Consider the following 25,977-nt stretch of genomic DNA (forward strand, 5'->3'; position numbering starts at 1 on the left):
AATTGGAGGAAAAAAGATGATTCAAATCGATGCCAGAGGCAAAGCCTGCCCCGAACCCGTGATCATGACCAAGAACGCCGTCGCCGACAATCCTGACGCCGTCGCCGTGCGCGTGGACAACGTCCCGGCCACGCAGAACGTCTCGCGCTTCTTCGAAAGCAGGGGCTACAAAGCCGTTGTCAGCGGAGAAGGCACAGATTTCACCGTGACCGGCACCCGCGACGGTTCGCTGCCGGCCCCCGCAGCCTGCGGCGGCAATCTCGTGCCGTCGGCCAAGCTGAAGAACGCCGTTTTCATCGCTCACAGCAGGATCGGCGGCGACGATCCGGAGCTTGGCGAAGTGCTGATGAAAGCCTTCCTCGGCACGCTGGTGCAGTACGACGAAAACGAACGCCCGTCAGTCATCGCCCTGATGAACGAGGGCGTCACGCTTGCGGAGCGGGGCACGTCCAGCGCCGAAACGCTTCGCGATTATGTGGCGCGGGGCGGCACGGTGCTTGTCTGCGGGACCTGCCTGAAGCACTTCGGCCTGATGGAAAAAGTCGGAGTCGGGATCGTCTCCAACATGTTCGAGATCGTTTCCACTTTGCTTGCCTGCAATACTCTTTCTCTATAAATTCCCAACTGCAAATCTAAAAATGATGGAAGCTCTTCTGAGAATGAGGAGCTTCCATATTTTTTATCTACAGGAAAGCGTCAAGACGCCCGCATCGGCCGTCCGGAGCCGCATAACAGACCTCGCAGTGCAGCAGAAATCCCGTTCGCTCCAGGACTTTCCGCCGGACGTGTCTGATCAGCGCGAAAACATCCGCCGAGGACGCCCGTCCGCGGTTGACGATAAAGTTGGCATGGCGCACGCTGAGCTCCGCGTCGCCGATACGAGCGCCTTTCAGCCCCGTCTGCTCGATCACCATGCCCGGCGGCCCGTACGCTTCGTAAAGCCGGGGCTCGTTGCTGAACACCGAACCGCAGTTGGGCAGGTCCAATGGGAACTTTTCCCGGCGTTCCCTCAGAATGTCCAGCATCTTTCGGCGCACTTCACCGGGCGTGCTTTGTTGAAGTTCCAATTCCACGCCGAGAACGATGCTCTTCTTTTCCTGAAAGACCGAATGACGGTAGGAGAAATCACACTCCGCAGCAGAGACGGCGGCGATATTCCCCTGCCCGTCCAAAATGTCCACGCGGACCACGGCGTCTCCGATGCTCTGCCTCAGGCTGCCGCCGTTCATATAAAGCAGTCCGCCGAGATTGCCAGGGATGCCCACGATATGTTCGAGTCCCGTCAGGCCACGCCCGGCGCATGCCCGCGCCAGCATCGGCGCCCAGATCCCGGCTTCCGCCCTGACCCTCGAGCCGGAAAAGCGGCAACGGCTCATCCTGCTGCCCAACTTTATGATGACGCCGCGGTAACCGGCGTCGTCGAAAAGCATGTTGGAACCGTGACCGATGACAAGAAACGGAACGTTTGCTTCTCTGGCGATGCGCTGCGCCGCCGCAGCCTCCTCCGCGCTGCGCGGTTCGATCACATAATCCGCGGGGCCGCCGATCTTCCAGTGGCACAGGTTCCGCAGCGGCACTCCGTTTCTCCAGATCAATCCCGAGTCAGTCAGGGTTTCGGCGAGTGTGTTGGCCATATTTCCTCTTTTCTCCTCCCGAAGCGAATGACGTGCTTAATTTTTTTCGTTTCACAGAAAATTCCTGCCGGTTCCTTTTCGGCGGGCGGATCAGGCAGCGCTCGTCCCAGCCGATCAGGTCGTCGCGGCCGGCTTTGTGCAGAGCTTCCGCCACAAGGTCGCGATTTTCGGGCTTTCGATACTGAAGCAGCGCGCGCTGCAGGGCTTTTTCGTGGCCGCCGCGGGGAACGTACAGCTTTTCGCCCGTCGTCGGGTCGAGCCCCGTATAGAACATGCAGGTCGAGAGGCTGCCCGGCGTCGGGATAAAATCCTGCACCTGCTCCGGCGTAAAATGCTGGTCGCGCAGGAACTCCGCCAGTTCGACCGCGTCCTTCAGCGTACATCCCGGGTGGCTGGAAATCAGATACGGCAAGACGTACTGTTCTTTTCCCGCGCGCCGCGTCGCCTCTTCGAAGAGCTTTTTAAAGCGCACGTACTCTTCGATGGGCGGCTTGCCCATCAAACGCAGCACGCGCAGGCTGGCATGCTCCGGCGCCACGCGCAACTGCCCGGAGACGTGATGGCGGCACAGCGCCTCGATAAACTTTTTCCCCTCGGGATCGGCGAGGATATAATCATACCGCAGTCCCGAACGGAGAAAAACTTTTTTCACGCCGGGAACGGCTCTCAGTTTTTCGAGCAGCCGGATGAATTCGCGATGAGTCGCGTGCAGATGCGGGCACGGCTTCGGCGAAAGGCACTGCCGGTGGCGGCAGCAGCCGCGGCGCAGCTGAGCCTCGCAGGCGGGCGCGCGGAAGTTCCCCGTCGGGCCGCCGACGTCGTGAATGTAGCCTTTGAATTTCGGGTGGCGCGTCATCTCGCGGGCTTCCCGCAGGATCGAAGCTTCGCTCCGCGCCTGAACGATGCGCCCCTGGTGGGCGTGGATCGCGCAGAAAGCGCAGCTGCCGAAGCATCCGCGCGTGCTGTTGATGCTGAAGCGCACCTCTTCAATGGCGGGGATGCCGCCGCGGGCGTCGTACATGGGATGGGCTTCGCGGGTAAACGGCAGCTCGTTGACCAGATCGAACTCTGCCGTCGTCAGCGGGCGCATGGGCTTGTTCTGCACCATGTAGCGGTCGCCGACTTTTTGCGCCACCGCCGTGCCGCAGATGGGATCCTGCTCCAGGCTTTGCAGGCGGAACGCTTCGGCATAAGTCGTCTTGTCGGCCGCGACCGCCTCGTAGGACGGGATTTCCACGCAGCCCTCCGGTTTGGACCTTTTCATCACGCAGGTGCCCGGCACCGAGTCGATTTCACGCGCCGGCACGCCCGCCTCGAGCCGGGCGGCGATTTCTTTCAGCTGAAGTTCGCCCATACCGTAAATCAGAAGATCCGCTTTGCAGTCGGCAAGCATCGGCCGACGCACCTTGTCCGACCAGTAGTCGTAATGGCTGAAACGGCGCATGCTGGCCTCGATGCCGCCGACGATCAACGGCTTCGTCCCCCAGATCTCGCGGACGCGGTTGCAGTAGACGATCGTGGCCCGGTCGGGCCGATGTCCGGCTTCGCCGTTGGGCGAATAGGCGTCGCGCCCCCGCTTGTTGCGCGAGGCGGTCAGCTTGTTCAGCATGGAATCGAGGTTGCCCGCCGAGACGAAGACGGCCAGCCGCGGCTCCCCCATCGCTTCGAAATCGCGGCGGCTGCGCCAGTCGGGCTGGGCGATCACGCCGATGCGATAGCCCAGGTACTCCATCCAGCGGGCGATCAGTCCGTTGGCAAACGTCGGGTGGTCCACGTAAGCGTCGCCGGTGACAAACAAGAAGTCCAATTGTTCCCAGCCGCGGCGCTCCATGTCGTGCCGGCAGACCGGCAAAAAATCGTTCATTCCCATGGTCTCTTTACCGTTCCAAATCCATCAGTTCCGCCCAGATCGAATTGCCGACGCGCATTCCCTGCGGCGAAAGAGCCACTCGGCCTTCGCCCCATAAAAAATCCGGCTCCGGCAAGGAATGCAGGCGCTCCGTTATCGCGTCGAGCCACCTTTTGCCATAGCGCGCGGCAAACTCCTCGAAATGGATGCCTTCGCTCGTGCGCAGCGCCAGTACCGCCGCCTCCGAGGCCTCTTCGGCGCCGGACAGTTCCTCGCGAAATTCCACGGGGCTTTGGCCGTCCTCGATCCGCTCCGCCCAGAGCTCCAAGCTGCGGCAGTTGGCGAAGCGGACGCCGTCCAGGAAGCCCCAGGCGGCGGGCCCGGCGGCATATACGTCGCTGCGCTTCCAATAGGCTTGATTGTGCCGGCTTTCAAATCCCGGGACCGCAAAACTGGCGATCTCGTATTGTTTCAATCCTTGGCGCGGCAGATAATACTGCGCCCAACGGTACATCGGATAACCGTCGGGAAGCGCCGACGGCCGACGGCGCCCCCAGAAACTGCCGTCTTCGATCATGAGCTGGTAGACGGACAGGTGCGTCACGCCTTCGGCGACGAGTTTCGACATGTTTTCGTGCCAGCGCCTCAGCGTCTGGCGCGGCAGGCCGAAGATCAGATCGGCGCTGACGCGAAAACCTTTTTTCATGCAGAGTTCGAGAATCCTCAGCGCCTGCGCGCTGTCGTGCGGTCGGGCCAGCATCTTCAGTTCCCGATCGTCGAGGGACTGCACGCCCACGCTGACGCGAGTGACGCCAAAATCTTTCCAGAGCGCCAGTTTTTCCTCGTCGACGCTCTCGGGATTGGCTTCGACCGTGAACTCGCAGGCGAGCTCCCGCGGCATCGTGCCCAGCGCGCCGAGCAGTCCGCGCCAAAGAGACGACGGCAGATACGACGGCGTGCCGCCGCCGACGTAGACCGTTGAAAAACGTTCTCCTTCCGACACCCCGCGACGTATCGTTCCCAGTTCCGCGGCGACGCACGCCAGCCACCGTTCCATCTGCCCGCTTCGCGGCGCAAAGCTGTAAAACGCGCAGTACGGGCACTTGGAACGGCAGAAAGGCACGTGGACGTAAAGCGAAAGGCGGCGTTTATCTGCCATCCTCTTCATCGTTCACGTCGAGGAACGAAAGGAACGCTTCCGGCGGGATGGAAACTTTGCCGATCTGCTTCAGGCGTTCCTTGCCCTTCTTCTGCTTTTCGAGCAGCTTGTTCTTGCGCGAGATGTCGCCGCCGTAGCACTTGGCGAGCACATCCTTGCGCAGCGCGCGCACGTTGGTGCGCACGATCACCTTTTTGCCGATCGAAGCCTGGATCGGCACCTCGAACAGCTGGTTGGGGATCAGCGTTTTCAGCTTCATGGCCGAAGCGTGGCCGCGGTGATAGGCGTCGTCGACGTGGCAGATGAACGAGAACGCGTCGATCGGCTCCTGATTGATGAGCATGTCCACCTTGACCAGATTCGAGGCCCGGAAGCCGATGTGCTCGTAATCGAGAGACGCATAGCCGCGCGTCAGCGACTGCAGCTTGTCGTAGAATTCCACGATGAACTCGGCCAGCGGCAGATCATAGACCAGCCGCGCCCGCTCGGGCGTGATGTAGTCGAGGTTGATATAGACGCCGCGTTTGTCCTGGCAGAGCTGCATGACCTTGCCCACGTAGTCCTTGGGCGTGTAGACCGTCAGGCGGATCATCGGCTCCAGGACTTCCTGGATCTCTCCTTCCGGAGGAAAATCGCTGGGACGGTGCGCTTCGACGACTTCGCCGTCTTTTTTGACGACGCGGTACACCACGTTGGGCGCCGTGGCGACGAGACGGACGTCGAACTCGCGTTCGAGCCGCTCGCGCGAGATGTCCATATGCAGCAGCCCCAAAAAGCCGCAGCGGAATCCGAAGCCGAGAGCCGTCGAAGTCTCGGGATCGTAAGTCAGCGAGGCGTCGTTCAGCTTCAGTTTCTCCAAAGCGTCGCGCAGCTGCGGGAAGTCGTCGCGCTCGACCGGATAAAAGCCGCAATAGACCACCGATTTCACCGCCTGGTAACCGGGCAGCGCCTTTTCCGCCGGCCGGGCGACGCTCGTCACGGTATCGCCGACGCGCGCTTCGTCAAGCGTCTTGATGCTCGCCGTAAAGTATCCGACTTCCCCCACCCCGAGCGCGTCGACCGGCGTCCAGCCCGGTGAAAAGACGCCCACCTCTTCGACCGCATAGGAAGCCCCCGTCGCCATCATCTTCACCGTGTCGCCGGGGCGCATGGCGCCGTTCATGATGCGGACGTAGCAGACGATGCCCCGGTAGTTGTCGTAAACGGCGTCGAAGATCAGCGCCTGCAGCGGGGCGCCCTCGCTCCCCCGCGGCGCGGGAACGCGAGCGACGACCTGCTCCAAAATGTCCCGGATGCCGGTGCCTTCCTTGGCGCTGCAGCACACGGCCTCCGAAGCGTCGATGCCGATCACGTCCTCGATCTCGCGGCGGATTTCCTCCGGGCGCGCCGAGGGCAGATCGATTTTGTTCAGAACCGGGAGCACCGTCAGATCGTGATCGACCGCCTTGTAAGCGTTCGCCAGCGTCTGCGCCTGCACCCCCTGCGTGGAATCCACGACGAGCAGCGCGCCCTCGCAGGCCGCCAGAGAGCGCGACACTTCGTAGCCGAAATCGACGTGCCCCGGCGTGTCGATCAGGTTCAGCACGTACGCCTGCCCGTCGGCGGCACGATACTCCATGCGCACGGGGACGGATTTGATGGTGATGCCCCGCTCCCGTTCGATCGCCATGTTGTCGAGGATCTGCTCCTTCATGTTTCTTTTGGCGATCGTTCCCGTCGATTCCAGCAGCCGGTCGGCAATCGTAGACTTGCCGTGGTCGATATGAGCGATAATTGAAAAGTTGCGTATTTTTCGAGGATCGGCTGTCACAAAAATCGTCCTTCCTTCGTGCGTGATACAAAAATTGCGATTTCTGATCTGCAAGCTAGTATACACGATTTTCCGGCCGGCACAAAGTCTTTTTGATTCGACGCTTTCGAGTGCCGATCCATCTCGAAAAAGTTAAAAACTTTCGCGAAAGAGCCCTTTCTCTGTTATTATTTGTGGAAGAGGTTTCAAGGCTCGCGCAACGACTCGTTTTATCGTTATGAACGGCCTCGAACAAAAAACGGGGTCTCTTTCGGCAAAAATCATGCGCTCTATTTATTGACTTTTATTTCATGATGAAGAATAATGTCAGTGCGATTTTGCGTTCAGGTCCGTGGATATTTTTTGAACCTGAAGGAGAAAATTATTTGGAATGCAATTTCCAGAAAGAGGTATGAACTGATGACTTACGGAATCCGTCTGCTTGTTTTTCTCAAGGAAGGCGTGCTCGACACTCAGGGCAAAACGGTCGCGGCGTCTCTCAAGGGCATGGGATACGGCTGCCTGAAAAATCTGCGCGTCGGCAAGTACATCCATCTCGACGTCGACGCCGCCTCCGAGGCCGAAGCCGTCGCGCAGGTTGAGAAGATGTGCGACGATCTGCTTGTCAACGATATTATCGAAGAGTTCACGATCGAACCAGAGGCGGCCCGCGCATGAAGACTGCCGTTGTCGTTTTCCCCGGCAGCAACTGCGACCAGGACGCCGTAAAAGCGGCGGCCTCGGTCGCCGGCGCGACGGCCGTCACGGTCTGGCACAAGGAGACGTCTCTGCCGGACCGCACCGACCTGGTCATCCTCCCCGGAGGCTTCTCGTACGGCGACTATCTGCGCTGCGGCGCCATGGCCGCGAACTCGGCGATCATGAATGCGGTCAAGGGACACGCCGCCAAAGGCGGGCTTGTTCTCGGCATCTGCAACGGCTTTCAGGTGCTGACGGAAAGCCGTCTGCTCCCCGGCGCGCTTTTGGCCAACGACTGCATGCATTTCGTCTGCAAGCCCATAACTGTCCGCGTCGAGCGCGACGATCTGCCCTTCACGCTTCGATACAAGAAAAACGAGGTCCTCACGATCCCGATCGCCCACAACGAGGGACGCTATTACATCGACGCCGAAGGCCTGAAACGCCTGGAAGGCGAAGGACGGGTCGCCTTCCGCTACTGCGACGCGCGGGGCAATATCACCCCGGAAAGCAATCCCAACGGCGCGCTGAACAACATCGCCGGCATCGTCAACGATCGCGGCAACGTGCTGGGGCTGATGCCGCATCCCGAACGCTACAGCGATCCGCTGCTGGGCGGAAACGACGGCGCCGGATTCTGGACTTCCGTAAAAAGCTGGCTTGAAGGAGGCCTTCGCCGATGAATTACAAAGAAGCAGGACTCCGCGAGTCCGAATATCTTTCTTTAAAGAAAACGCTGGGGCGCGAGCCCAACGAACTCGAACTGCGCATCATGGGCGTGATGTGGTCGGAGCACTGCAGCTACAAATCCACGCGCCCGCTGCTCAAGAAACTGCCCAAGGAAGGGCAGTACGTCGTCCTCGGTCCGGGGGAAAACGCCGGCATCATCGACGGCGGCGCAGGAATCGGCATCGCCTTCAAGGTCGAGAGCCACAACCATCCCTCGGCGGTCGCACCCTATCAGGGCGCGGCAACCGGCGTGGGCGGCATCATCCGCGACATCATCGCTCTGGGCGCTCGGCCGGTCGCCTCGCTTGACGGATTGTTCTTCGGCTCCGAGCAGTCGCCGGTCCACGACGGCGTCGTCAAGGGCGTCGGCGGCTACGGCAACTGCATCGGCGTGCCCACCATCGGCGGCAAGACCTGTTACGATCCCACCTACGAGGGCAATCCGCTCGTCAACGCCATGAACATCGGCACGGTCCGTCTCGACAAGATCGTCAGCTCACAGACGGCCAGACCCGGCCAGGCGGTCGTCATCCTCGGCTCCAAAACGGGACGCGACGGCATCGCCGGCGCGGCGTTCGCCTCCGCGGAACTGAAGGACAACACCAAGGAAAGCCGTCCGTCGATTCAGATCGGCGATCCGTTCGTCGAAAAGCTGCTCACCGAAGCGTGCCTGGAGATGCGCGACGCCGGATTGTTCGTGTCGATGCAGGACATGGGCGCGGCCGGGATCCTTTCTTCCTCGTCGGAAGTGGCCGCCAAGAGCGGCGTCGGCATGACGATCGACTTCGACAAGGTGCCGCTGCGGGCGGAAGGCATGGAGCCGTGGGAAATCGCCCTGTCGGAGTCCCAGGAGCGCATGCTGCTGATCGTCGAAGACGCGAAGATGCCCGAAATTTACGCGATCGCCGAGAAGTGGGGGCTCGACGCCACGGAGATCGGCCGCACCGAAGAGGGCGACCATTACCGCATTTACTGGAAGGGCGCGCTGGCCGCCGACATTCCCGCGACGACGATCGGCAGCGACTGCCCCACCATCGACTGGCCGCAGCAGCGCCCCGATCTCGAAGCCCGTTGGAACGAGGATCTGAAATTCGACGCGCCCTGCCCGGGACAGGCCCTTGTCGATCTGTTGGGAGATTCCAATCTGCACTGCAAGGAAGACATTTACGTCCAGTACGACTCGATGGTGCAGACGAACACCGTCGTCGGCCCGGGATCGCCGGTCAGCGTCTTCCGCGTCGCCGACTCGGGACGGCTGTGCGCCGTCAGCATGGAAGCCGATCCCTGGGGCTGCGAGCTCGATCCGGAGCGGGCGACCGCCAATCTGGTGGCCCGTTCCTGCCGCGCGCTGGCCGTCGCCGGCGCCGTTCCCGGCGGTTTGACCAACTGCCTCAACTTCCCGTCGCCGGAAAACCCGCAGCATTTCTGGGTGCTCTCGCACAGCGTCGAGGGCATGGCTTCCGCCTGCCGCGAGCTCGACTGTCCCGTCGTCTCCGGCAACGTCAGCCTCTATAACGAAACGTCCGCCACGGCGATCCTGCCGACGCCGCTGCTCGGCGTGGTCGGCATCGTCGAAGCGCCGGCGGTGATGAAATGCGGCCAGTGGAGGGAAGGCGACGTGCTCTTCCTGGCCGGCTGGAACGAAGGCACTTTGGCGGCGAGCGTCTATCAACGCCATTACGCGCGCGACTTCGCCGGCCGTCCCGTTCCCTTCGTGCCCGAGCGCGAGCGGGCCTTCAACGCCGCGGCGCTGGCCACGGCGAAAGCCCAGGCGGCAGACAGCGCCCGCCCGATCATCGGCGGCGGACTGCTCGTCGTCGTCGCCAAAGAGGCGATCGAGAGCGGCGTCGGCGTTGATCTGAAAGAGAAGGATTACAGCGCCGCCGATCTTTTCGGAGAAGGAGCGACCGCGGCGATCTACGCCGTGCCGACCGCGAAGGTCGAAGAATTCCGCCGCTGCTGGAAGGACGTGCCTCTCGAGGAGATCGGCGTTGTCGGCGGTCCATGCCTCGCCGTCGGCGGGAAATGCCTTCGCAGCGTCGAGGAGCTGAACAAGGCGTTCAGAAATCTTTAAAATTCAAGTGCAAGCCGCGTCCTTTCATCGGCAGCGGCTCGTGTGACCACGGCGTTTTTTCGCGCCGCGCCGAAGTTTGGGCTGACGGACGCGGCTGAACCGTCTGCAATCGAAATATCTGGCTTTGACTAATTGGAGGACAGAAGATCATGGGCAATCTGACGTACGAAAAGGCCGGCGTCGACATCAAGGGCGGCGACCATTGGGTTGAAACGATCAAGGGCATTATGAAACGCCGCAAATCCGACCCGCGGGTGGTCGGCGGCATCGGCGGATTCAGCGGGCTGATGCGCCTCGACGGGGACCGGCTGATCGCCGGCTGCTGCGACGGCGTGGGGACAAAAGTCGAGATCGCCCGCGCCTCGGGGATCTACGACGGCCTCGGACAGGACCTCGTGGCCATGAACGTCAACGATCTAGTCACCGGCGGCGCCGTGCCGCTCTTCTTTCTCGATTACATCGCCTGCGGCGCGCTGAACGAAAAGATGATGTCCGCCGTGGTCACGTCGGTCGTCGAGGCCTGCGAATATTGCGGCTGCGTGCTGCTCGGCGGCGAGACGGCGGAGATGCCCGGCGTTTACGGCAGGGAAAGTTTCGATCTGGCCGGCTTCGCCGTCGGCACGCTCAGAGAATCGGAGATCATCGACGGCTCCAAGGTCAAAGAGGGGGACGTCATCATCGGCCTGCACAGTTCCGGCATCCACAGCAACGGCTACACGCTGGTCCGTTCGGCGCTGGCGGAGGAGATCGCCCACGGTCTGGACAAAGAAGGCCCCGTCGCGGGCGAAACGCTGGGACAGACGCTGATGAAGCCGACGCGCCTCTATGTTCCCCAGGCCATCGCGGCGACGAAGACGGGCAAGGTCAGGGCCATGGCGCACATCACCGGCAGCGGTCTCGAAGACAACATCAACCGCGTCGTTCCCTCTCCCTGCGTCTGCAAGCTGAGCTACGACTGGCCGCGCCCGGCCGTTTTCGATCTGATCGCCTCCAAGGGCGTTTCCGAAGAGGAGATGCGCCGTGTCTTCAACCTCGGCATCGGCTACGTCTTCATCGTCTCGCCCGAAGACGAGGCCGAGGTCGCCGCGGTCCTCGAATCGCTCGGCGAAAAACCGCGCCGCGTCGGGCGCGTCGTCAGAGCATGACCTGCAAGATCGGCATTCTCATCTCCGGCCGCGGCACGAACATGGAGGCCATCGTCGCTCACGTCGCCGCGGAAAAAGCCGACGTGCAGGTGCTTTTCGTGGCCAGCGACAACGCTTCCGCGGCGGGGCTGCGCCTCGCCCGGCAGCGCGGCATTCCCACGGCCGTGCTGCCCTATGAAGACGGACGCGCCGCCGGCGAGGCGGCCGTCGAAAAGCTCTGGCAGGAGCGCGGGATCGACCTGCTCGTCCTGGCCGGCTTCATGCGCCTGCTGACGGGCAAGTTCGTCGGCCGCCACGAAGGACGGATCCTCAACATCCATCCGGCGCTGCTGCCGAAGTTTCCCGGTGCGCACGGCATCGAGGACTTTTGGAAAAGCGGCGAACCGGTCAGCGGCGTCACGGTCCACCTCGTCGACGACAAGATGGATCACGGCCCGATCCTGGCGCAGCGCGAAGTGGCCCGCGAAAGCGGAGACACGATCGAGACGTTCGAGGCCAAAATCCACGCCGTGGAGCATCAGCTCTACTGGCAGGCGTTGAAAGACTACATCAAGCGGATTTCATAGGAGGTCTGTACATGAAACGCAGAGCGCTTATTTCGGTGGCCGACAAATCGGGGGCGCTTGAGCTCGGGCAAACTCTCGCGGAGCTGGGCTGGGAGATTTTGTCGAGCTCCGGCACGGCGAAGATGTTCCGCGACGCGGGCGTCCCCGTCGTCGAAGTTTCCGATCTGACAAAGTTCCCCCACATCCTCGGCGGACGGGTGAAGACGCTTCATCCTCTCGTTTTCGGCGGCATCCTGGCCCGCCGCGATCTGCCCGCCGACGTCAAGGACATGAAAGATCATGACATCGCCGGCATCGACATGGTGGCGGTCAATCTCTATCCGTTCGAAAAGACGGCCCGCTCCGGCGCCGCCCTCGACGCGCTGATCGAAAACATCGACATCGGCGGCGTGGCTCTGATCCGCGCGGCCGCCAAGAACTACCGCTACGTGACGGTCATGACCGATCCGGCCGACTACGCTCCCGTTCTCGAAGAGCTCAAGGCCGAAGGTGACGTGACGCCCGCGACGCGCCGCCGCCTGGCGCTGCGCGCTTTCGACGCCACCGCCCGCTACGACGCGACCATCGGCGACGGACTGCGCCGCGAGCTGGGCGAAAAATCCGGCGAGGATTCCGTGACGCTGCCGCTCGTGCGCACGCAGGAACTGCGCTACGGCGAAAATCCCCATCAGCGGGCCGGCGTCTATCTTCCGCCGCTGGCCGACTCGCCCGTGACGCAGCTGGCCGGCAAGGAACTCTCCTACAACAATCTGCTCGACCTCGACGCGGCCATGCGCGCCACCGCCATGCTGCAAAGCGACGTCGGCGCCGTCGTCATCAAGCACACCACGCCCTGCGGCATGGCGGTCGGGAAATCGGTCGCCGAAGCCTACGACCGCGCCTTCGCCTGCGATTCGCTGTCGGCGTTCGGCGGCGTCGTCGGCGTCACCCGCCACATCGATCTCGAAACGGCCGCAGCCATTTCCAAACATTTCACCGAGGTGCTGCTGTGCCCCTCCATCGACGACGCGGCGCTGAAGCTCCTGACCGAAAAGCGCAAAAATCTGCGCGTCATGACGTGGAAGGGCGGACGCGCCTTCGACAAGCAGATGGTTTCGACCTGGTGCGGGATGCTGATGCAGGACGACGAACTGGCGCCTCTGCCCGATCAAAGCAAGGGACAGTGGGTCGGCGCGCCCCGCCCCGATCTCTGGGACGATCTCGTGCTGGCCTGGAAAGTCGCGGCCGTGTCGAAGAGCAACGCCGTCGCCATGGTCAAAGACGGCGAGGCCGTCGGCATCGGCATGGGCTTTTGCAGCCGCGTCTTCGCCGTCGATTTCGCGGCGCGCCAGGCCGGCGAAAAGGCCAAAGGCGCGGTGATGGCTTCCGACGCCTTCTTCCCGTTCCCCGACGGCGTCGAAAAAGCGGCCGCCGCCGGGATCGCCGCCATCATCCAGCCGGGCGGCTCGGTGCGCGACGAAGAAGTCGCCGCGCGCGCCCAGGAACTCGGCGTGTCCATGTTCATCAGCGGGCACCGAACCTTCCGCCATTAAGCCATGGACAGCAGACTGAACGTCGTCGTCATCGGCAGCGGCGGGCGCGAACACGCGCTCGTGTCCGCCTGCGCCCGCTCGCCTCGCTGCGGCAGACTCTACGCCGTCCCCGGCAATCCCGGCATCGCCCAGGAGGCGGAGTGCCATGCGCTGAACGTCACGGACGGCGCCGCTTTGGCCGCCTTCTGTCTGGATCATCAGATCGACCTGGCCATCGTCGGTCCCGAAGGGCCGCTTGCCGCCGGCGTCGCCGACGCGCTGCGCGCCCGCGGCGTGGCCGTGTTCGGCCCGTCCGGCGCGGGCGCGCAGCTCGAAGCGAGCAAAGAGTTCTCCAAAAAATTCATGGCGCGCCATCGTATTCCCACCGCGGACTTTTACGTGTGCCGCACGATGGAGGAAGCGGAAACCGCGCTTTCCAACTTTTCCAGTCCCTATATCGTCAAAGCTTCCGGTCTGGCCGCCGGCAAGGGCGTTTTCGTCGAACCCACGCTCGAGGGCGCGCGCGAGGCGGCGCGTCGGATGCTCGTCGGCAAAAAGCTCGGCGCCGCCGGCGAGACGCTGGTCATCGAAGAAGCGCTGCCAGGACGCGAGCTGTCGTTGATGGTCGTCACCGACGGCACGACGTACCGGCTCCTCAGCACCAGCCAGGACCACAAGCGCCTTCTCGACGGCGACCGCGGCCCCAACACCGGCGGCATGGGCGCCTACGCCCCCGCGCCGTGGGTCACGGAAGAGCTGATGGACCGCGTCCGCCGCGAGATCATCGAACCGTCCGTCGCCGCGCTCGGGAAAGAAAAGCTCGACTATCGCGGCGTTCTGTACGTCGGCCTGATGATCGCCCCGGACGGCACGCCCAAAGTGCTGGAGTACAACGTGCGCCTCGGCGATCCCGAAACGGAAGTGCTCCTGCCCCTGTTCGAGGGAGATTGGGTCGATCTGTGCTGGCATGTCGCCCGGGGCGAGCTGGCGTCCTTCCCGTGGCGCACGGAAAAGAAAAACGCCCTCTGCGTGATCCTCGCCTCCGCCGGTTACCCCGCCGCCGCATCCGCTGCGGCGGAAATCCACGGCCTTGACGCCGCCGGCGCCGTCGCGGGCGTGACCGTGTTCCATGCGGGAACGTCCGCCCAGGACGGCAAAATCATGGCGGCCGGCGGCCGCGTGCTCTGCGTCACGGCGACCGGCGATACGCTGCAGCAGGCCCGGGGACGCGCCTACGAGGCCGTCGGCAAAATCCGTTTCCAAGGCATGCAGTATCGAAACGACATCGGCCATCAGGTTTTCGAGAAAAATTCCGTTTAAAGGAGAACGTTTATGAACCATCCCAGAATCGGCATCATCCTCGGCTCCGCCAGCGACGCCCCGCACGCCCGGAAAATCGGCGCCACGCTGCGCGAGCTCGGCATCCCCTTCGAGGTTACGGTCGCTTCGGCTCACCGCACGCCCGAAGACGCGGCGCATTACGCTCAAAGCGCGCGCTCTCGCGGCTTGGAAGCGATCATCGCCGTAGCCGGCCTTTCCGCAGCTCTTCCCGGCGCCGTCGCCGCCCAGACGACGCTGCCAGTGATCGGCATCCCCGTCGAGTCGGGCACGCTGCTCGGCATGGACGCGCTGCTCTCCACGGCGATGATGCCGCCCGGAGTGCCCGTGGCCTCCGTCGGCATCAACGGCGCTGCCAACGCCGCGCTGCTGGCGGCGCGCATCGTCGCCGCCCATGACGGCGCCGTCGCTGAGAAGCTGCAGTCCTACGCCGACGAGAAAGCGGCCAAGGTGCGCTCGTCGCGCCGCGACGCCCAGGTCTTCGCCGACTTGCCCATGGCCCCCGAAGAAGCGTTGCGCTGATCTTCAAAAAACAAAAATGGAATGAGGAAACGAAAATTCGTTTCCTCATTCCATTTTTGTTTTTACGAGTTTTTTACAATCCGCGCAGCACAAGCTGCTCGCGATCCGGGCCGACGCCGATCAGAACGACGGGGATGCCGATGACCTGTTCGATGTGCCGCACATATTCGCGGGCGTTTTCCGGCAGATCTTCGAAAGCACGCGCCGCCGAAATGTCTTCGCTCCAGCCGGGCAGCGAGTAATACACGGGGTCGACTTGAGCCAGCTTGGCGATGGCGGAGGGAAAATCCGCGACGATCTTGTCGCCCACTTTATAAGAATTGCAAACTTTCAGCTCTTTGAAGCCGGTCAGGATATCGAGCTTGGTCAGAGCCAGACAGGTGAAGCCGTTCACCCGCACGGCGTAACGGAGCGCGACGAGATCGAGCCAGCCGCAGCGGCGCGGACGTCCGGTCACGGCGCCGAATTCGCCGCCCTTGCGGCGGATCTCTTCGCCGTCGGGGCCGCAATCCTCCGTCGGGAACGGGCCCGAACCGACGCGGGTCAGATAGGCTTTGGCCACGCCGATGACGCGGTCCACGTACTTCATGCCGATCCCCAGACCGACGCAGCCGCCCGAAGAAACGGGATTGGAACTCGTCACCATGGGATAGGTGCCGTGGTCGACGTCGAGCAACGTGCCCTGCGCGCCTTCGCACAACACCGTCTGTCCGTTCTCGAGCGCGTTGTATACCTCAAGCGAAACGTCCGCCACATAAGGCGAGAGCTCCTTGCCCCATTGGAACGCCTGCTCATAAATGGGGCCGAGAGCCAACGGTTCTTTGCCGTACACGCCGGTAAGGATCCGGTTCTTCTCGGCCAAAGCGACGCCGAGTTTTTCGCGCAGCACATGTTCGTCCAGGAGGTCTTCCACGCGGATGCCAATGCGCGTGTATTTATCGGCATAGCAAGGACCGATGCCGCGCCCGGTCGTGCCGATCTTATGCTCGCTGTCGCGGGATTCCTCCTGGAGCTGGTCGAAAAGCTTATGGTACGGCATCACCACGTGAGCCGCTCCGCTGACGCGAAGGCACGCGCGGTCTTTCCCCCGGGCGCGCAGTTCGCCCAACTCTTTCAGCAGCTGCTCGGGGTCGATGACGACGCCGTTGCCGATCACGCAGGTTTTGCCGGGATAAAGCATTCCCGAAGGCAAAAGGCGAAACACGTATTTCTCCCCGTCGACGTACACGGTATGGCCGGCGTTCGCTCCGCCCTGATAACGGGCGAAAACATCCACTCTCGAGCCGATGGAATCGACAACGCGGCCCTTTCCCTCGTCTCCCCATTGAGCGCCGATAAGCGCCTCGATCTTGCCCTTCATTGTTTTTCCTCCTTAACAGGCTGCTGCGAATTCCAGATCTCGTCTACCGTCACCAGCTCCACCGGATTCGGGTCAAGTGTGCTCAGGTAGGCCAGAAAAGGCAACGTTTTCTCGCGCGCATGGCAAATCGCGACAGCGTTGCCATATTTTCTCGCCAGATGAAGCGCCGCGTTGAAGCGCGCCTTCATCGTGGGCAAATCCGTTGTCCCATCGATAAACACTTTGTTCTGAGCGGTCGGGATATGATAGTTCCGAGCCGTTTTTTCGGCGACTGTCCTGCCGCTGGTGCGGCTGTCCAGAAAGCCCCACCGGGTCGCCGACAGCGCTTTCATAAAGCGGCGCATTGTCGGCGCGTCGGAAGTCGCTTTTGAACCTCTGTGATTGTTGATGCCGATCGCATGCGGAAAATCTTTCTGCAGCGACGCAAGGTACACGGTCATTTTCTCTTCCGGCACATCGACTCCGACAACGTAACTACGCCCGCCGTCCGGATCTCCTATCGCCTGCATCGGCACGTGCAGCAGAAAGGGCTGCCCCTGTCTGACTGCATATTCGGCGATCTTGTGACCGTGCGGCGTACCGGGAATAATCGCCCACGTCGCGCGCAGTCTCAACTGGGCGATGCGCTCGGCCATGCCGTAATTATAGCCGAAATCATCAATAACAAGGGCCAGACGAGGGCGGGACGCCGCGGCGGGCTTCCCTTTCTTTGGCAGCGCCGCCGACTGGAGCCTCGCCACCCAAGAGGCCGCCACGAGAATCGTTTTCTTCGTCGAGGACAGCGTTTTTTCCAGAGAAAGAAACGCCCCTGGACGCCACAGCCGCTCCTCCGCCGACAAGACGACCGCGTTCTCCGCTTTTCTTGCCTCTCGACGCCGTACGCTCTCTCCATTGTGCATCATGTTCGTAAAAACGCAAACGACGGCAAAGGAGATCACCGCCGCCAGAACCCAGAAGGGATTCTTCATTTGCCAAGAACGGGTTTCTTGTCGGGATTCGAACTCTTATCGTCGCGTTCGCTCTTCACTGCAGCGTCATCGCTGCCCTGATCTGCGGAAATGACGGAAACGTCGGAAGACACGGGCTCAGGGATGGGATCCCTCAGCGTTTCCGGTTTTTCTCCCGCAATCAGTTTCAAGAGCGTCTCTTTCGCTTTGTCCAGCTGGGGATCGCGGGGGCTGGCGTCTTTTGTGGATTTTTCTTCTGACGGCCCGTTTTTCGCTTTCCCATTCGGCGTTCCAGTTCCTTCCGCCTCGCCTTTGTCTCCCTGGCTTGAATCCGCCTTGTCGCGATCTTCGTCGCTCCACAGGGATTTCACGTAAATATCGGGAGAAAGGCCGACGTGGTCAATGCGGACTCCTTTCGGAGTGAAATAGCGAGCCGTCGTCACGAACATCCCCGAGCCATCGGAAAGATTGAAGAGGACCTGAACCGATCCCTTGCCAAAACTCTTGGCGCCGATCAGAAGCGTACCGTTGCGGTCGCGCAGAGCGCCGGAGACGATCTCGGAAGCGCTGGCGCTGCCCTCGTTGATCAGCACGACCAGGGGCAATTGAGTCAGGACGCCTTCATGCGCATAGAACTCTTCGTTCGCCGAATCAACGCGCCCCTTCGTCGAAACGACAAGTCCTCCGTCGATAAACAGGTCGCAGATATCGCGCGCTGAGTCGAGCAGACCGCCGCCATTATTCCTGAGATCGAGAATCAATCCCTTCGCTTTTTTGTTTTTGAGATCGATGACGGCCTTGCCCACATCCGGCGCGCTGGTCTTGATGAACTGGCGCAGGCGAATGTAACCGATATCGTCGCTGAGGATCTCCGCGTGCACGGTCTCGATCTTGATCGTGTCCCGCACGATCTTGAAATCGATCAGCCTGGCCGTATCGGCGCGACGGATCCCCACGGAGACTTCCGTGCCGGGATCGCCGCGAAGCAGTTTCACAACCTTGTCGAGGTCCCAGCCGATGACGATATCATCGTTCACTCTGACAATTTCGTCCATGGGACGCAGCCCGGCCTTATCGGCGGGCGTTCCTTCAATGGGATTTATGACGAGGATTTTCCCGTCGCGGCTGGCGATATTGATTCCCAAACCGCCAAAGGATCCCTCCAAGGAAGTTTTCTCGTCTTCCAACTGCTGAGGATCGAGAAAACGCGTATATGGGTCTTTCCACGCGCCCAGCATTCCGCGCATGGCCCCATGGACCATTTCACTCTCATCGATGTCGTTGCTTGCCGCATCGACCTGATACGCCTCGACAATAACGCGCGCCTGTTTCAGGAGCCACAGCGAATCAGTCGAGAAAGGAGCGACCTGCGACAATTCCCCCTTGCTGGCGTACACCACGGGGATAAGAGTCATGAGGACCGCGCCGATCAGAATCCCCAGCGCCACATCGCGATATTTTTTCAGTATTTTCATGAGTTCCCCAAAAGGGCTCTTTCTACTCCTTCCACTACAAATATTTCAACGGATTGCGAGCCTCTCCATTCACACGCACTTCGAAATGGAGATGCGCCCCGGTCGCCACGCCGGTCATGCCGACCCTGCCGATCGTGGCCCCTCTCTTCACGGTGTCCCCTTCATCGACCTGAATCCTGCTCATATGAGCGTAAACAGTGGCGTAACCGCCGCCGTGATCGATGATGACCACTTGGCCGTATCCTCTCATCCACCCCGCAAAGATGACCTCCCCAGGGCCGGCAGTCTTGATCGGCGTCCCCAGAGGAGAGGCGATATCGATGCCCGTATGCTGACGTTTCGTTTTGAACCGAGGATGAACCCGCATCCCGAAGCGGCTTGTCACCTTTCGGTCTGGAACCGGCCAGTCGAACTTGCCGTTGCCTTCGTAAGCGGGAATACGGCCGCCTTTATTTTTCCCCGGTCGAGCGGCAAGGGCCTTCTTCTTAAGGTATTCGGCAATCTTTTTCTGCAGGGCTTTTTCGGCTTCTTCGCTCTCCCGCATCGCCGCTTCGTGGGCTTTTTTATCCTTCTCCACGCGAGCTAAAAGTTCCCTGCGGTGAGCTCCAGCCTGCTTATTGGCCTGTTGTTCCCGCGTGCGCTGTTTATGGCGCTGAGCCAATTGCCCGCGCGTCTGTTGAAGTTTCAATTCGTCGCTTTTCAGAGCTAACTTTTCCGCTTCAAGAGCTTCGATGTCTTTCTCGTCCTGGCGACTCAAACGATTCATGAGATACGTCAGGTTGTTGAGCTCCGCCAGGTCCGCCGCCGAGAGCATCGCGTTCAAATCAGCCGCGCCGCCGTATTTGTAAATAGCGACGCACCGTCTTGAGAGGATATCCTGCAAAGCTCCGATGCGCTTATTATGCTCCTCAATGCTTTCGCCGACCTCTTTGAGTTCCCGCTCGTTCTTTTCGATCTGCAGATCAAGCAGGGCAATCTGCTCCTCGGACTGCTGAACGCGGTGATCGAACACAGACAGTTCGCGCAGATACCCCTTTTCCTTTGCCTTCGCTTCGGCAAGTTCGCGAGTATGATATTGAATGCGTTTGTTCAGCAGATCCAGCTGCTTTTTCTGCTGAGCGATCTTGTCGTCGAGGCTTGACGCGCTCAAGGCCGGAGAGCCGAGAACGAGCGCCGCACAAAGGGAAAGCCAGACGGCTTTTCCTGAGCGCAAGCGGCGTTTCAAGACCGGCAGGACGCAGGTTCTAAAGCGGGGCAGCCGCATTTTTTATGTAATGGCGCACAGCGATAAAGCTGCACAGCCACCCCATCGTCACACCTGCGCAAAGCAGGACCTGATCGAGCAAAACGATCTCTCTCCACTGCAACTGCTGACGCAGAAACGGCAGGACCGCATCGATCGTCCCCATGACATGCAACTGTCCATAATGCAGCAGGATCACAGCGGCCACAGCGCCTAACAGCCCCAGCAGCATCCCGTTGAGGACGAAGGGAGACGCCACGTATGAGCGGGTCGAGCCGACAAGAAGCATCACCGATATCTCCTGACGCCTTGAATAAATGCCGATGCGAATCGTGTTATAGAAGACCAGGCCGCTCACAAGCATCGCGATCACGAGAACCGTCAGAGCGATTTTGGAAATCAGCGAGGACAGCTTCACCAGACGTTCGGCCAGCGCTCCGGAGTACATCAAGTCGTCGATCTCGCTCATCCCCGAAAGCTGCTTGACGATCGAAGTCACCAGCGGAGCTTGTCTCACCTTGATCTCGATCGTCCAGGGCAAAGGATTGTCTCCCAACAGCGTCACCGCTTTCGACTGGGCGCCCATTTTCGCGCGCAGACGATCCAGCCCCTCCTGAGGGGAGATGTACTTCAGCTCCGCAATGTCACGGTTATCCTTCAAAGCGTCGATAATGTGATGCACCGCTTCCTCCGAGGAAGCATAAGCCTGTATTACCAAGTCGCTCTGGATGTTCACGGCAATTTTGCGGATATTCAGCGCCAGAAGAGAGCTTGCCCCGACAAGAAAAAAGACCGAGGCGGCGGTGACCAGCGTCAGAAGGCTCAAACCCCAGTGACGAAAAAACAGCCGCAGCGTGTCGCGCACAACATACCTATAAGTCCCCACTGATGCTGTACCTCCCTTCCCGCTCGTCGCGGACCAGGCGTCCCATGTGCAGTTCCACCACGCGCTGACGATACGTATCGACCAAGTGCTGATCGTGCGTCGCCACGATCACGGTGGTTCCCGCGGCATGGATGGACAGCAGCAGTTTCATCACGTACTCCGCCGTATGCACGTCCAGGTTGCCGGTCGGTTCGTCCGCCAAAAAGAGGCGCGGCGCATTCACGATCGCCCGCGCGATGGCGACTCTCTGTTGTTCTCCGCCGGAAAGCTGATCGGGCATAAGCCCCCTGCGGTTCCAAAGGCCGACCTTATCGATGACGTCGTCGGTTCTTTCGCGTGCCTCCGCGCGCGGCACCCCGCACACTTCGAGAACAAAGGCCACGTTCTCCCATGCCGTCAGATTCGGCAACAATTTGTAATCCTGAAACACCACGCCGATGTCGCGTCGAAAGTATGGCAGACTGGAAGACGAGAGCCGGCGCAGGTCGATTCCGTCGAGGCTGACCTGTCCTCGTGTCGGCAGCACTTCCCGGGTCAGCATCCGCATCAGCGTCGTTTTTCCGGAACCGGTAGTGCCGATCAGGTATACGAACTCTCCTTCCGAAATGTCCAGATAGATATCGCTGAGGGCCAGGATGTTCGGCGGAAAGATTTTCGTCAGTCCGTTTATGTGGATCTCCATAGCAATGCACCTCCTGTCGCCATTCCCAATCAAAAGCGCCGCTGATTATCATACCACAATCACGAGCGCATTGCCCTTTCGAAGCAGAGGACAAAGTCGGACTGGATCGCCGCGCACGCCGCTTCCAGATCGGCCCGCTTTTGCCATGGGCGGGGAAAGAGGACCCCGCCGCCGTTCCATAGAGTTCCTCCCCAACGCCCGGCGAAATCGGACACTTTCGAATCGTACGGGATCAGCGTGCATGGGACGCCCGCCTTCAGCGAGAGCACGCCAAAGTGAAGGCGCATGCCAAACGCTCCCGCGGCGCCGCTGAAAAGTTTCGACAGCTGTTCAGCGTCGGGATATATAAGCTCGTCGACTCCGCACACGCCGCGTTCCCGGATCTCCCGCATCAGCTGGAGATCGTTCTTGTCCATCGCGACTCCGACGGTTTTCAGTTTCCCGGCAGGAGACGAACGGGCGTAAGCCCTCGCGGCTTCGTACTCCAGTTCCCCGTCATGACGGCGGAAATTTACGAGGAAATATTCGGGGCGCCGGCTCTCTCTCCCGAAAGGAAGCGCCAGGGCCAGATCGTCCGAAAGAAGGCACTGTCCATTGAGAAAAGTCTGCGAGTGAAGATCCCGGACCGAAACGATCTCGCAGCTTCGGAAGGCGTCTTGGGCCAAAAGGCGATTGATCCGGCGCGACAGCGGGCCGATGGACTGGCCGACCGCCCATGTTTTGCAGCCGCAGAGTTTAGCCAATCTAACTACCGTCCAATAATACCACGGACTGCGAAAACTGGAACTGTCCTGAAAAATCCCGCCGCCGCCGAGCAGCAAAGTCTCGCTGAGCCTCAAAGCCCGGACAACATCCCGGCGGGACCAGCGGTCGATTGGATAAACGCGATGCTGTTCCACGCTTTTTTTCGGTTCTCCCGACAGCATGGCGATCTCGCGTTCCTTCAGGCCGCAGTTTTTCAGAAGCCGAATGGTCGCGGCCGCCAGCAGCTCGTCGCCGAGATTTCCCATGCCGTAATAGCCGCAGAGCAGAACTTTCCAGCGGCGCGTCATTTTACAAGAGACTGCGCAGCCGCCGGAAGAGCGGCCGCCCCACGCGTACGCCGACAAACAGGACGAGGCTGCCCAGCACCAGGCCGATCCACCATCCGTTGAAGCCCCGAAGCAACGTCAAAGGCAAGGGCGTATGGAAATGGCAGAAGCTGTTCACCGCGGAGGAGAAAGCCAGCGTCACGGCCAGGCGAAGGATTTCCCGCCAATGAGCCCACATTTCCTGACGTTTTAGATAGTACCAGACGACCAGGGCTGGATAGCCGATAAGAAATTCCTTGGTTCTGGGACGGGCGCCGAGGATTTTCTCAAGCCAGTCGCGGAACATGATCTCGGACGTTCCGACGAGCCCGTAATTTCCGCTGCGCAGCAGCATTACTGCGGCGCCCAGCAGCAGCGTTCCCGCCAGCACGATTTCGCCCCAAAGCGGCGGCCGCGACAAAATCTCGGGCAATGATTCGGGATGTTCGCGCTTATGCACGTCGATCAGCAGAATGAGGAGCAGCGGAAGGAGCAAGCTCAGCTTGACGCCGCTGAACGTGCTCAGGCGATACATATAGAGAGGCACGGAAAAACGGCCGGCGATCACGAGACCGCCGACAAGCACGAGCAGAAAACCTTCAACCGCCCCGCGCAGGGGCACCTTCCAGCGATCCATGGCCAACAGCGAAGCTTCCGCCGCCAGGAACCCGGCGGCAAACGCTCCGCCAAGTCGGGAAAGGATTCCCGCGTACAAAGAGCACACGCCAAGGACGACGGCCGTCGCCGCAAGGACGCCCAAAAAACGTTTCCGAGAAAGGAGCGACATGTCGAAATAACGCTCGACATATCTCGCCAGCAGCAGCAAAAACAAAATCTGCAGAGCGATCGCCGAAAAAAACGAATTGATCCATGGGCTGGACGGAGCGGGGGCCGGCCACAGACGCTTGAAGCCGTTTCCGTCGAGACGCGCCCGCAGAGCCTTGACGTCCTCGCAATATTCGGCAAGCTGAGGCGCAACGGCGCGCAAAGGATCCGCGCGGAGCACCAGAAGACGCACTTCTCTCTCCTCTGCGGCGCGGTAAAAGCGATTCAGCATAATGGGGCGGATGATATTCCTTTTCAGGACTTCCTCGCGATCCACGGCATGCAGCGACACGACGTTCGGCCAGGCGGCAGCGACCTGTCTGTCCGCTCCGTACTGCCGCGAGAATTCTACCTGCGCCATCAGCAAACCGCGTTCCTTGACAAAGCTGCCCAGTCGTTCCGTATCAGGGTAAGTTGTGGCAATTTCTCCGGTGGGACAGAGGACCTTGACGCTGGAGAAATTGTCGCAGACAAACGTCAAGCTCTCCTCAAGCCCTTCACCCGAGCTGCCCACACTGGGCGACGGCGCGAAAACCAACGGCACGCCGGCCGCCGAAAGGTACTGCATGGAACGCAGATCGGGCAGGACGCCCGCTTTTTCCAGCTGCACATAAGGACGCGGGATCCTGAAATAGACGGTCCGCCCCTCAGCGACGCGCTCTCCGCTCTTGAAGCGTCTCTTTAAATATTCTTGCTGCAGTTCCGCCAGCGCCGGATCCCTGAGAATGACGACGGTCCCCGAGGGATAAGAAAAACTCCTGAGGACTGAATCGGGCACGTCGGCTGCCGGAACCGCCGTTACCTGATCGACGGCCCCCTTGACGAGATCTTCCGCCGTGCACTCGGGCACCATGAACGCAGAAATTCCCGCCTCCATCAGCGCCGCAAATCTATTCTGCCCCTCTTCCGCGTTTAAGGAATGAAGTTCCATCAGGTCAAACACGAGCAGCGCAGAACGGTTCGCATGCTCTTGAAACAACCGCCACATGAGAGACGGTATGGCAAGCGCCAATGCCGCGAACAGACAATAAACAAACACCCTTGCGTCATTTTTAGTTTTCGTCATCATGAAGACACCTCCCAGAGTTGATTTAAAGAAAACCTCAACTCTTCCATCATAGAGCCGAACAGACACACCGGGAACCCCACGACCGTCGAGTAATCTCCGTGGATCGCCCGCGCGAAAAGACCGCCCAACCCCTGAATCGCATAGCCGCCAGCCTTGCCGAAAGGTTCGCCGGTCGCAACATAGCTCTTTATGACCGAGGCGGTCAGTTCCCTGAACTGCACCTTCGTACACTCGTACCGACAGAGTCGGCGCCTCTTCCAGAACAGCGCCAGGCCGGTGTACACCGCGTGCTCCCTGCCCGAAAGAGACGAGAGCATGGCAAAAGCTTCCGCGCCGTCGTGCGGCTTGCCGTAAATTTCCGCTCCCAGAGACACCACCGTGTCGGACGCGATGATCAATGCCTGCGGATATTTCACGGCAAGGGATTGCCCTTTCAATTCGGAAAGCCTCATGACCAAGCGCGCGGGAGACTCGCCGGCCATCCTCTCTTCGGCAACATCGGCGGGAATGACGTCGAAGCTCAGGCCGATTTTTTCAAGGAGTTCCTTGCGCCGGGGGCTTGCCGACGCGAGGATCACGTGAACATCTCTGATGCGCATGAATCAAAGCCAGAGCAGCGCGACAAGTCCCAGCGCTCCGCAGTACAGAGCGAAAATCCACCAGCGCCCGCGGAGGATCGCGCGATGGAGCACATACAACGCTATCAATCCGGAGACAAAGGCAAGCAGCGCGCCATAAAGCCAGCCTTCGGGAAGGGATACGCCCGCCCCGGCGGCATGGCGTAGTTCAAGCACTGCCGCGCCCGTTATGGCCGGGAGAGAAAGCAAAAACGAAAAGCGAAACGCTTCCGCCGCGCTTAAGCCGCATAGAACGCCTGCAACCAACGTCGCTCCCGAACGCGAGATACCGGGGATCACCGCGATCCCTTGAGCGATGCCGACAATAAGGCCGATGGAAACGCAAATTTTACGCGTGCCGGCGGGAACGACCGCAAGGATCAGCATCAAGACGCCTGTCACCAAAAGCGCACCGCCGACGCCCGCCATCGAAGCGCCGATTCTCTCCACGAAGGGCTTCAGCAGCAGACCGATGATCGCCGTGGGAACGGATCCGAAGATGACGGCCCAGCCGAAATACCATCCGTCTGATTTCTGTCCGACCGGCATTCTGAAACCGCGAAAGAATTCGAAAAGCATCCGCACAATGTCTGTGCCGAAATAAACCAGCGTAGAACAGACCGTAGCCACATGCAGTACCAGATCGAACGCCAGTCCCGCCTCGCCGTTCCCCGTCACATGCTGAAATATCGCCAAGTGCGCGGAGCTGCTGACCGGCAGATACTCGGTCAATCCCTGCAACACGCCTTGCGAAAGGCTGGAAATAAATGGAGTCATCACTTTCACCC

General features: G+C 60.8%; 23 protein-coding genes. 9 read left to right on the plus strand and 14 right to left on the minus strand.

Translation table 11 applies throughout. The features are described 5' to 3' along the window. Positions 1–16 precede the first annotated feature (16 nt). Positions 17–616 carry a sulfurtransferase-like selenium metabolism protein YedF gene (gene yedF, locus RAH42_RS08560; RefSeq protein WP_078015163.1) on the plus strand — a complete coding sequence of 200 codons (600 nt, stop codon included), beginning with the start codon at positions 17–19 and terminating at the stop codon, positions 614–616. Between the two features lie 67 nt (positions 617–683). Here yedF and murB read toward each other — a convergent pair whose 3' ends face one another. From murB to lepA, 4 genes are read right to left on the minus strand one after another with little or no spacing between them, the layout of a single operon-like run. After that, the gene (gene murB, locus RAH42_RS08565) at positions 684–1,634 is read right to left on the minus strand and encodes a UDP-N-acetylmuramate dehydrogenase (protein WP_078015164.1); all 951 of its coding nucleotides are present in this window, start codon (positions 1,632–1,634) and stop codon (positions 684–686) included. Then, positions 1,603–3,498, minus strand: a complete 1,896-nt coding sequence (locus tag RAH42_RS08570) for a YgiQ family radical SAM protein (protein WP_317539265.1) — start codon at positions 3,496–3,498, stop codon at positions 1,603–1,605. The genes murB and RAH42_RS08570 overlap by 32 nt, the downstream gene beginning before the upstream one ends. 13 nt (positions 3,499–3,511) lie before the next feature. Further along, positions 3,512–4,642 carry a radical SAM family heme chaperone HemW gene (gene hemW, locus RAH42_RS08575; RefSeq protein ID WP_317539266.1) on the minus strand — a complete coding sequence of 377 codons (1,131 nt, stop codon included), beginning with the start codon at positions 4,640–4,642 and terminating at the stop codon, positions 3,512–3,514. After that, positions 4,632–6,452 carry a translation elongation factor 4 gene (gene lepA, locus RAH42_RS08580; protein ID WP_078015167.1) on the minus strand — a complete coding sequence of 607 codons (1,821 nt, stop codon included), beginning with the start codon at positions 6,450–6,452 and terminating at the stop codon, positions 4,632–4,634. The genes hemW and lepA overlap by 11 nt, the downstream gene beginning before the upstream one ends. A gap of 399 nt (positions 6,453–6,851) precedes the next feature. Here lepA and purS point away from each other — a divergent pair, with 399 nt between their 5' ends. The 8 genes from purS to purE all read left to right on the plus strand — a co-directional run bounded on the left by purS (position 6,852) and on the right by purE (position 15,015). Beyond that, entirely contained in the window at positions 6,852–7,109 is a 258-nt protein-coding gene (gene purS, locus RAH42_RS08585; protein WP_078015168.1) for a phosphoribosylformylglycinamidine synthase subunit PurS, read from the plus strand. Continuing rightward, entirely contained in the window at positions 7,106–7,813 is a 708-nt protein-coding gene (gene purQ / locus RAH42_RS08590) for a phosphoribosylformylglycinamidine synthase subunit PurQ (protein WP_078015169.1), read from the plus strand. The genes purS and purQ overlap by 4 nt, the downstream gene beginning before the upstream one ends. Further along, on the plus strand, positions 7,810–9,933 hold the full coding sequence (gene purL, locus RAH42_RS08595) for a phosphoribosylformylglycinamidine synthase subunit PurL (protein ID WP_317539267.1): 2,124 nt from the start codon (positions 7,810–7,812) through the stop codon (positions 9,931–9,933). Before purQ ends, purL begins: the two co-directional genes overlap by 4 nt. 149 nt (positions 9,934–10,082) lie before the next feature. Continuing rightward, positions 10,083–11,078: a phosphoribosylformylglycinamidine cyclo-ligase gene (purM, locus tag RAH42_RS08600; RefSeq protein ID WP_317539268.1), complete on the plus strand. Its 996-nt coding sequence runs from the start codon at positions 10,083–10,085 to the stop codon at positions 11,076–11,078. After that, positions 11,075–11,644, plus strand: a complete 570-nt coding sequence (purN, locus tag RAH42_RS08605) for a phosphoribosylglycinamide formyltransferase (protein ID WP_143521667.1) — start codon at positions 11,075–11,077, stop codon at positions 11,642–11,644. The genes purM and purN overlap by 4 nt, the downstream gene beginning before the upstream one ends. A gap of 11 nt (positions 11,645–11,655) precedes the next feature. Further along, positions 11,656–13,176 (plus strand): bifunctional phosphoribosylaminoimidazolecarboxamide formyltransferase/IMP cyclohydrolase, encoded by a 1,521-nt coding sequence (gene purH, locus RAH42_RS08610; RefSeq protein WP_078015172.1) that lies wholly within the window; start codon positions 11,656–11,658, stop codon positions 13,174–13,176. A gap of 3 nt (positions 13,177–13,179) precedes the next feature. Further along, positions 13,180–14,475, plus strand: coding sequence for a phosphoribosylamine--glycine ligase (gene purD / locus RAH42_RS08615; protein ID WP_078015173.1), 1,296 nt, complete (start codon positions 13,180–13,182; stop codon positions 14,473–14,475). A gap of 12 nt (positions 14,476–14,487) precedes the next feature. Beyond that, positions 14,488–15,015, plus strand: coding sequence for a 5-(carboxyamino)imidazole ribonucleotide mutase (gene purE, locus RAH42_RS08620; protein WP_078015174.1), 528 nt, complete (start codon positions 14,488–14,490; stop codon positions 15,013–15,015). 73 nt (positions 15,016–15,088) lie between these two features. On the opposite strand, the gene RAH42_RS08625 is transcribed toward purE, so the two are convergent. From RAH42_RS08625 to RAH42_RS08670, 10 genes are read right to left on the minus strand one after another with little or no spacing between them, the layout of a single operon-like run. Beyond that, the gene (locus tag RAH42_RS08625; RefSeq protein WP_296427535.1) at positions 15,089–16,375 is read right to left on the minus strand and encodes an adenylosuccinate synthase; all 1,287 of its coding nucleotides are present in this window, start codon (positions 16,373–16,375) and stop codon (positions 15,089–15,091) included. After that, on the minus strand, positions 16,372–17,343 hold the full coding sequence (locus RAH42_RS08630; protein ID WP_296427537.1) for a divergent polysaccharide deacetylase family protein: 972 nt from the start codon (positions 17,341–17,343) through the stop codon (positions 16,372–16,374). Before RAH42_RS08630 ends, RAH42_RS08625 begins: the two co-directional genes overlap by 4 nt. Next, positions 17,340–18,797 carry a S41 family peptidase gene (locus tag RAH42_RS08635; protein WP_296427539.1) on the minus strand — a complete coding sequence of 486 codons (1,458 nt, stop codon included), beginning with the start codon at positions 18,795–18,797 and terminating at the stop codon, positions 17,340–17,342. The genes RAH42_RS08630 and RAH42_RS08635 overlap by 4 nt, the downstream gene beginning before the upstream one ends. 34 nt (positions 18,798–18,831) lie before the next feature. Beyond that, positions 18,832–20,061, minus strand: a complete 1,230-nt coding sequence (locus RAH42_RS08640) for a peptidoglycan DD-metalloendopeptidase family protein (protein WP_296427541.1) — start codon at positions 20,059–20,061, stop codon at positions 18,832–18,834. Continuing rightward, positions 20,042–20,926: a permease-like cell division protein FtsX gene (locus tag RAH42_RS08645; protein ID WP_078015179.1), complete on the minus strand. Its 885-nt coding sequence runs from the start codon at positions 20,924–20,926 to the stop codon at positions 20,042–20,044. The genes RAH42_RS08640 and RAH42_RS08645 overlap by 20 nt, the downstream gene beginning before the upstream one ends. After that, on the minus strand, positions 20,913–21,608 hold the full coding sequence (locus tag RAH42_RS08650; protein WP_296427544.1) for an ATP-binding cassette domain-containing protein: 696 nt from the start codon (positions 21,606–21,608) through the stop codon (positions 20,913–20,915). Before RAH42_RS08650 ends, RAH42_RS08645 begins: the two co-directional genes overlap by 14 nt. A 59-nt stretch (positions 21,609–21,667) precedes the next feature. Next, positions 21,668–22,660: a polysaccharide pyruvyl transferase family protein gene (locus RAH42_RS08655; protein WP_317539269.1), complete on the minus strand. Its 993-nt coding sequence runs from the start codon at positions 22,658–22,660 to the stop codon at positions 21,668–21,670. Position 22,661: 1 nt separating this feature from the next. Next, entirely contained in the window at positions 22,662–24,572 is a 1,911-nt protein-coding gene (locus RAH42_RS08660) for a DUF5693 family protein (RefSeq protein ID WP_143521668.1), read from the minus strand. Beyond that, positions 24,569–25,171, minus strand: a complete 603-nt coding sequence (locus tag RAH42_RS08665) for a Maf family protein (protein WP_078015183.1) — start codon at positions 25,169–25,171, stop codon at positions 24,569–24,571. The genes RAH42_RS08660 and RAH42_RS08665 overlap by 4 nt, the downstream gene beginning before the upstream one ends. Before the next feature lie 3 nt (positions 25,172–25,174). Next, a complete protein-coding gene (locus RAH42_RS08670; protein WP_078015184.1) occupies positions 25,175–25,966 on the minus strand; it encodes an undecaprenyl-diphosphate phosphatase in 792 nt (263 codons plus the stop codon). Positions 25,967–25,977: the final 11 nt, after the last annotated feature.

The organism is Pyramidobacter sp. YE332, assembly GCF_033060595.1.
Classification (GTDB): domain Bacteria; phylum Synergistota; class Synergistia; order Synergistales; family Dethiosulfovibrionaceae; genus Pyramidobacter.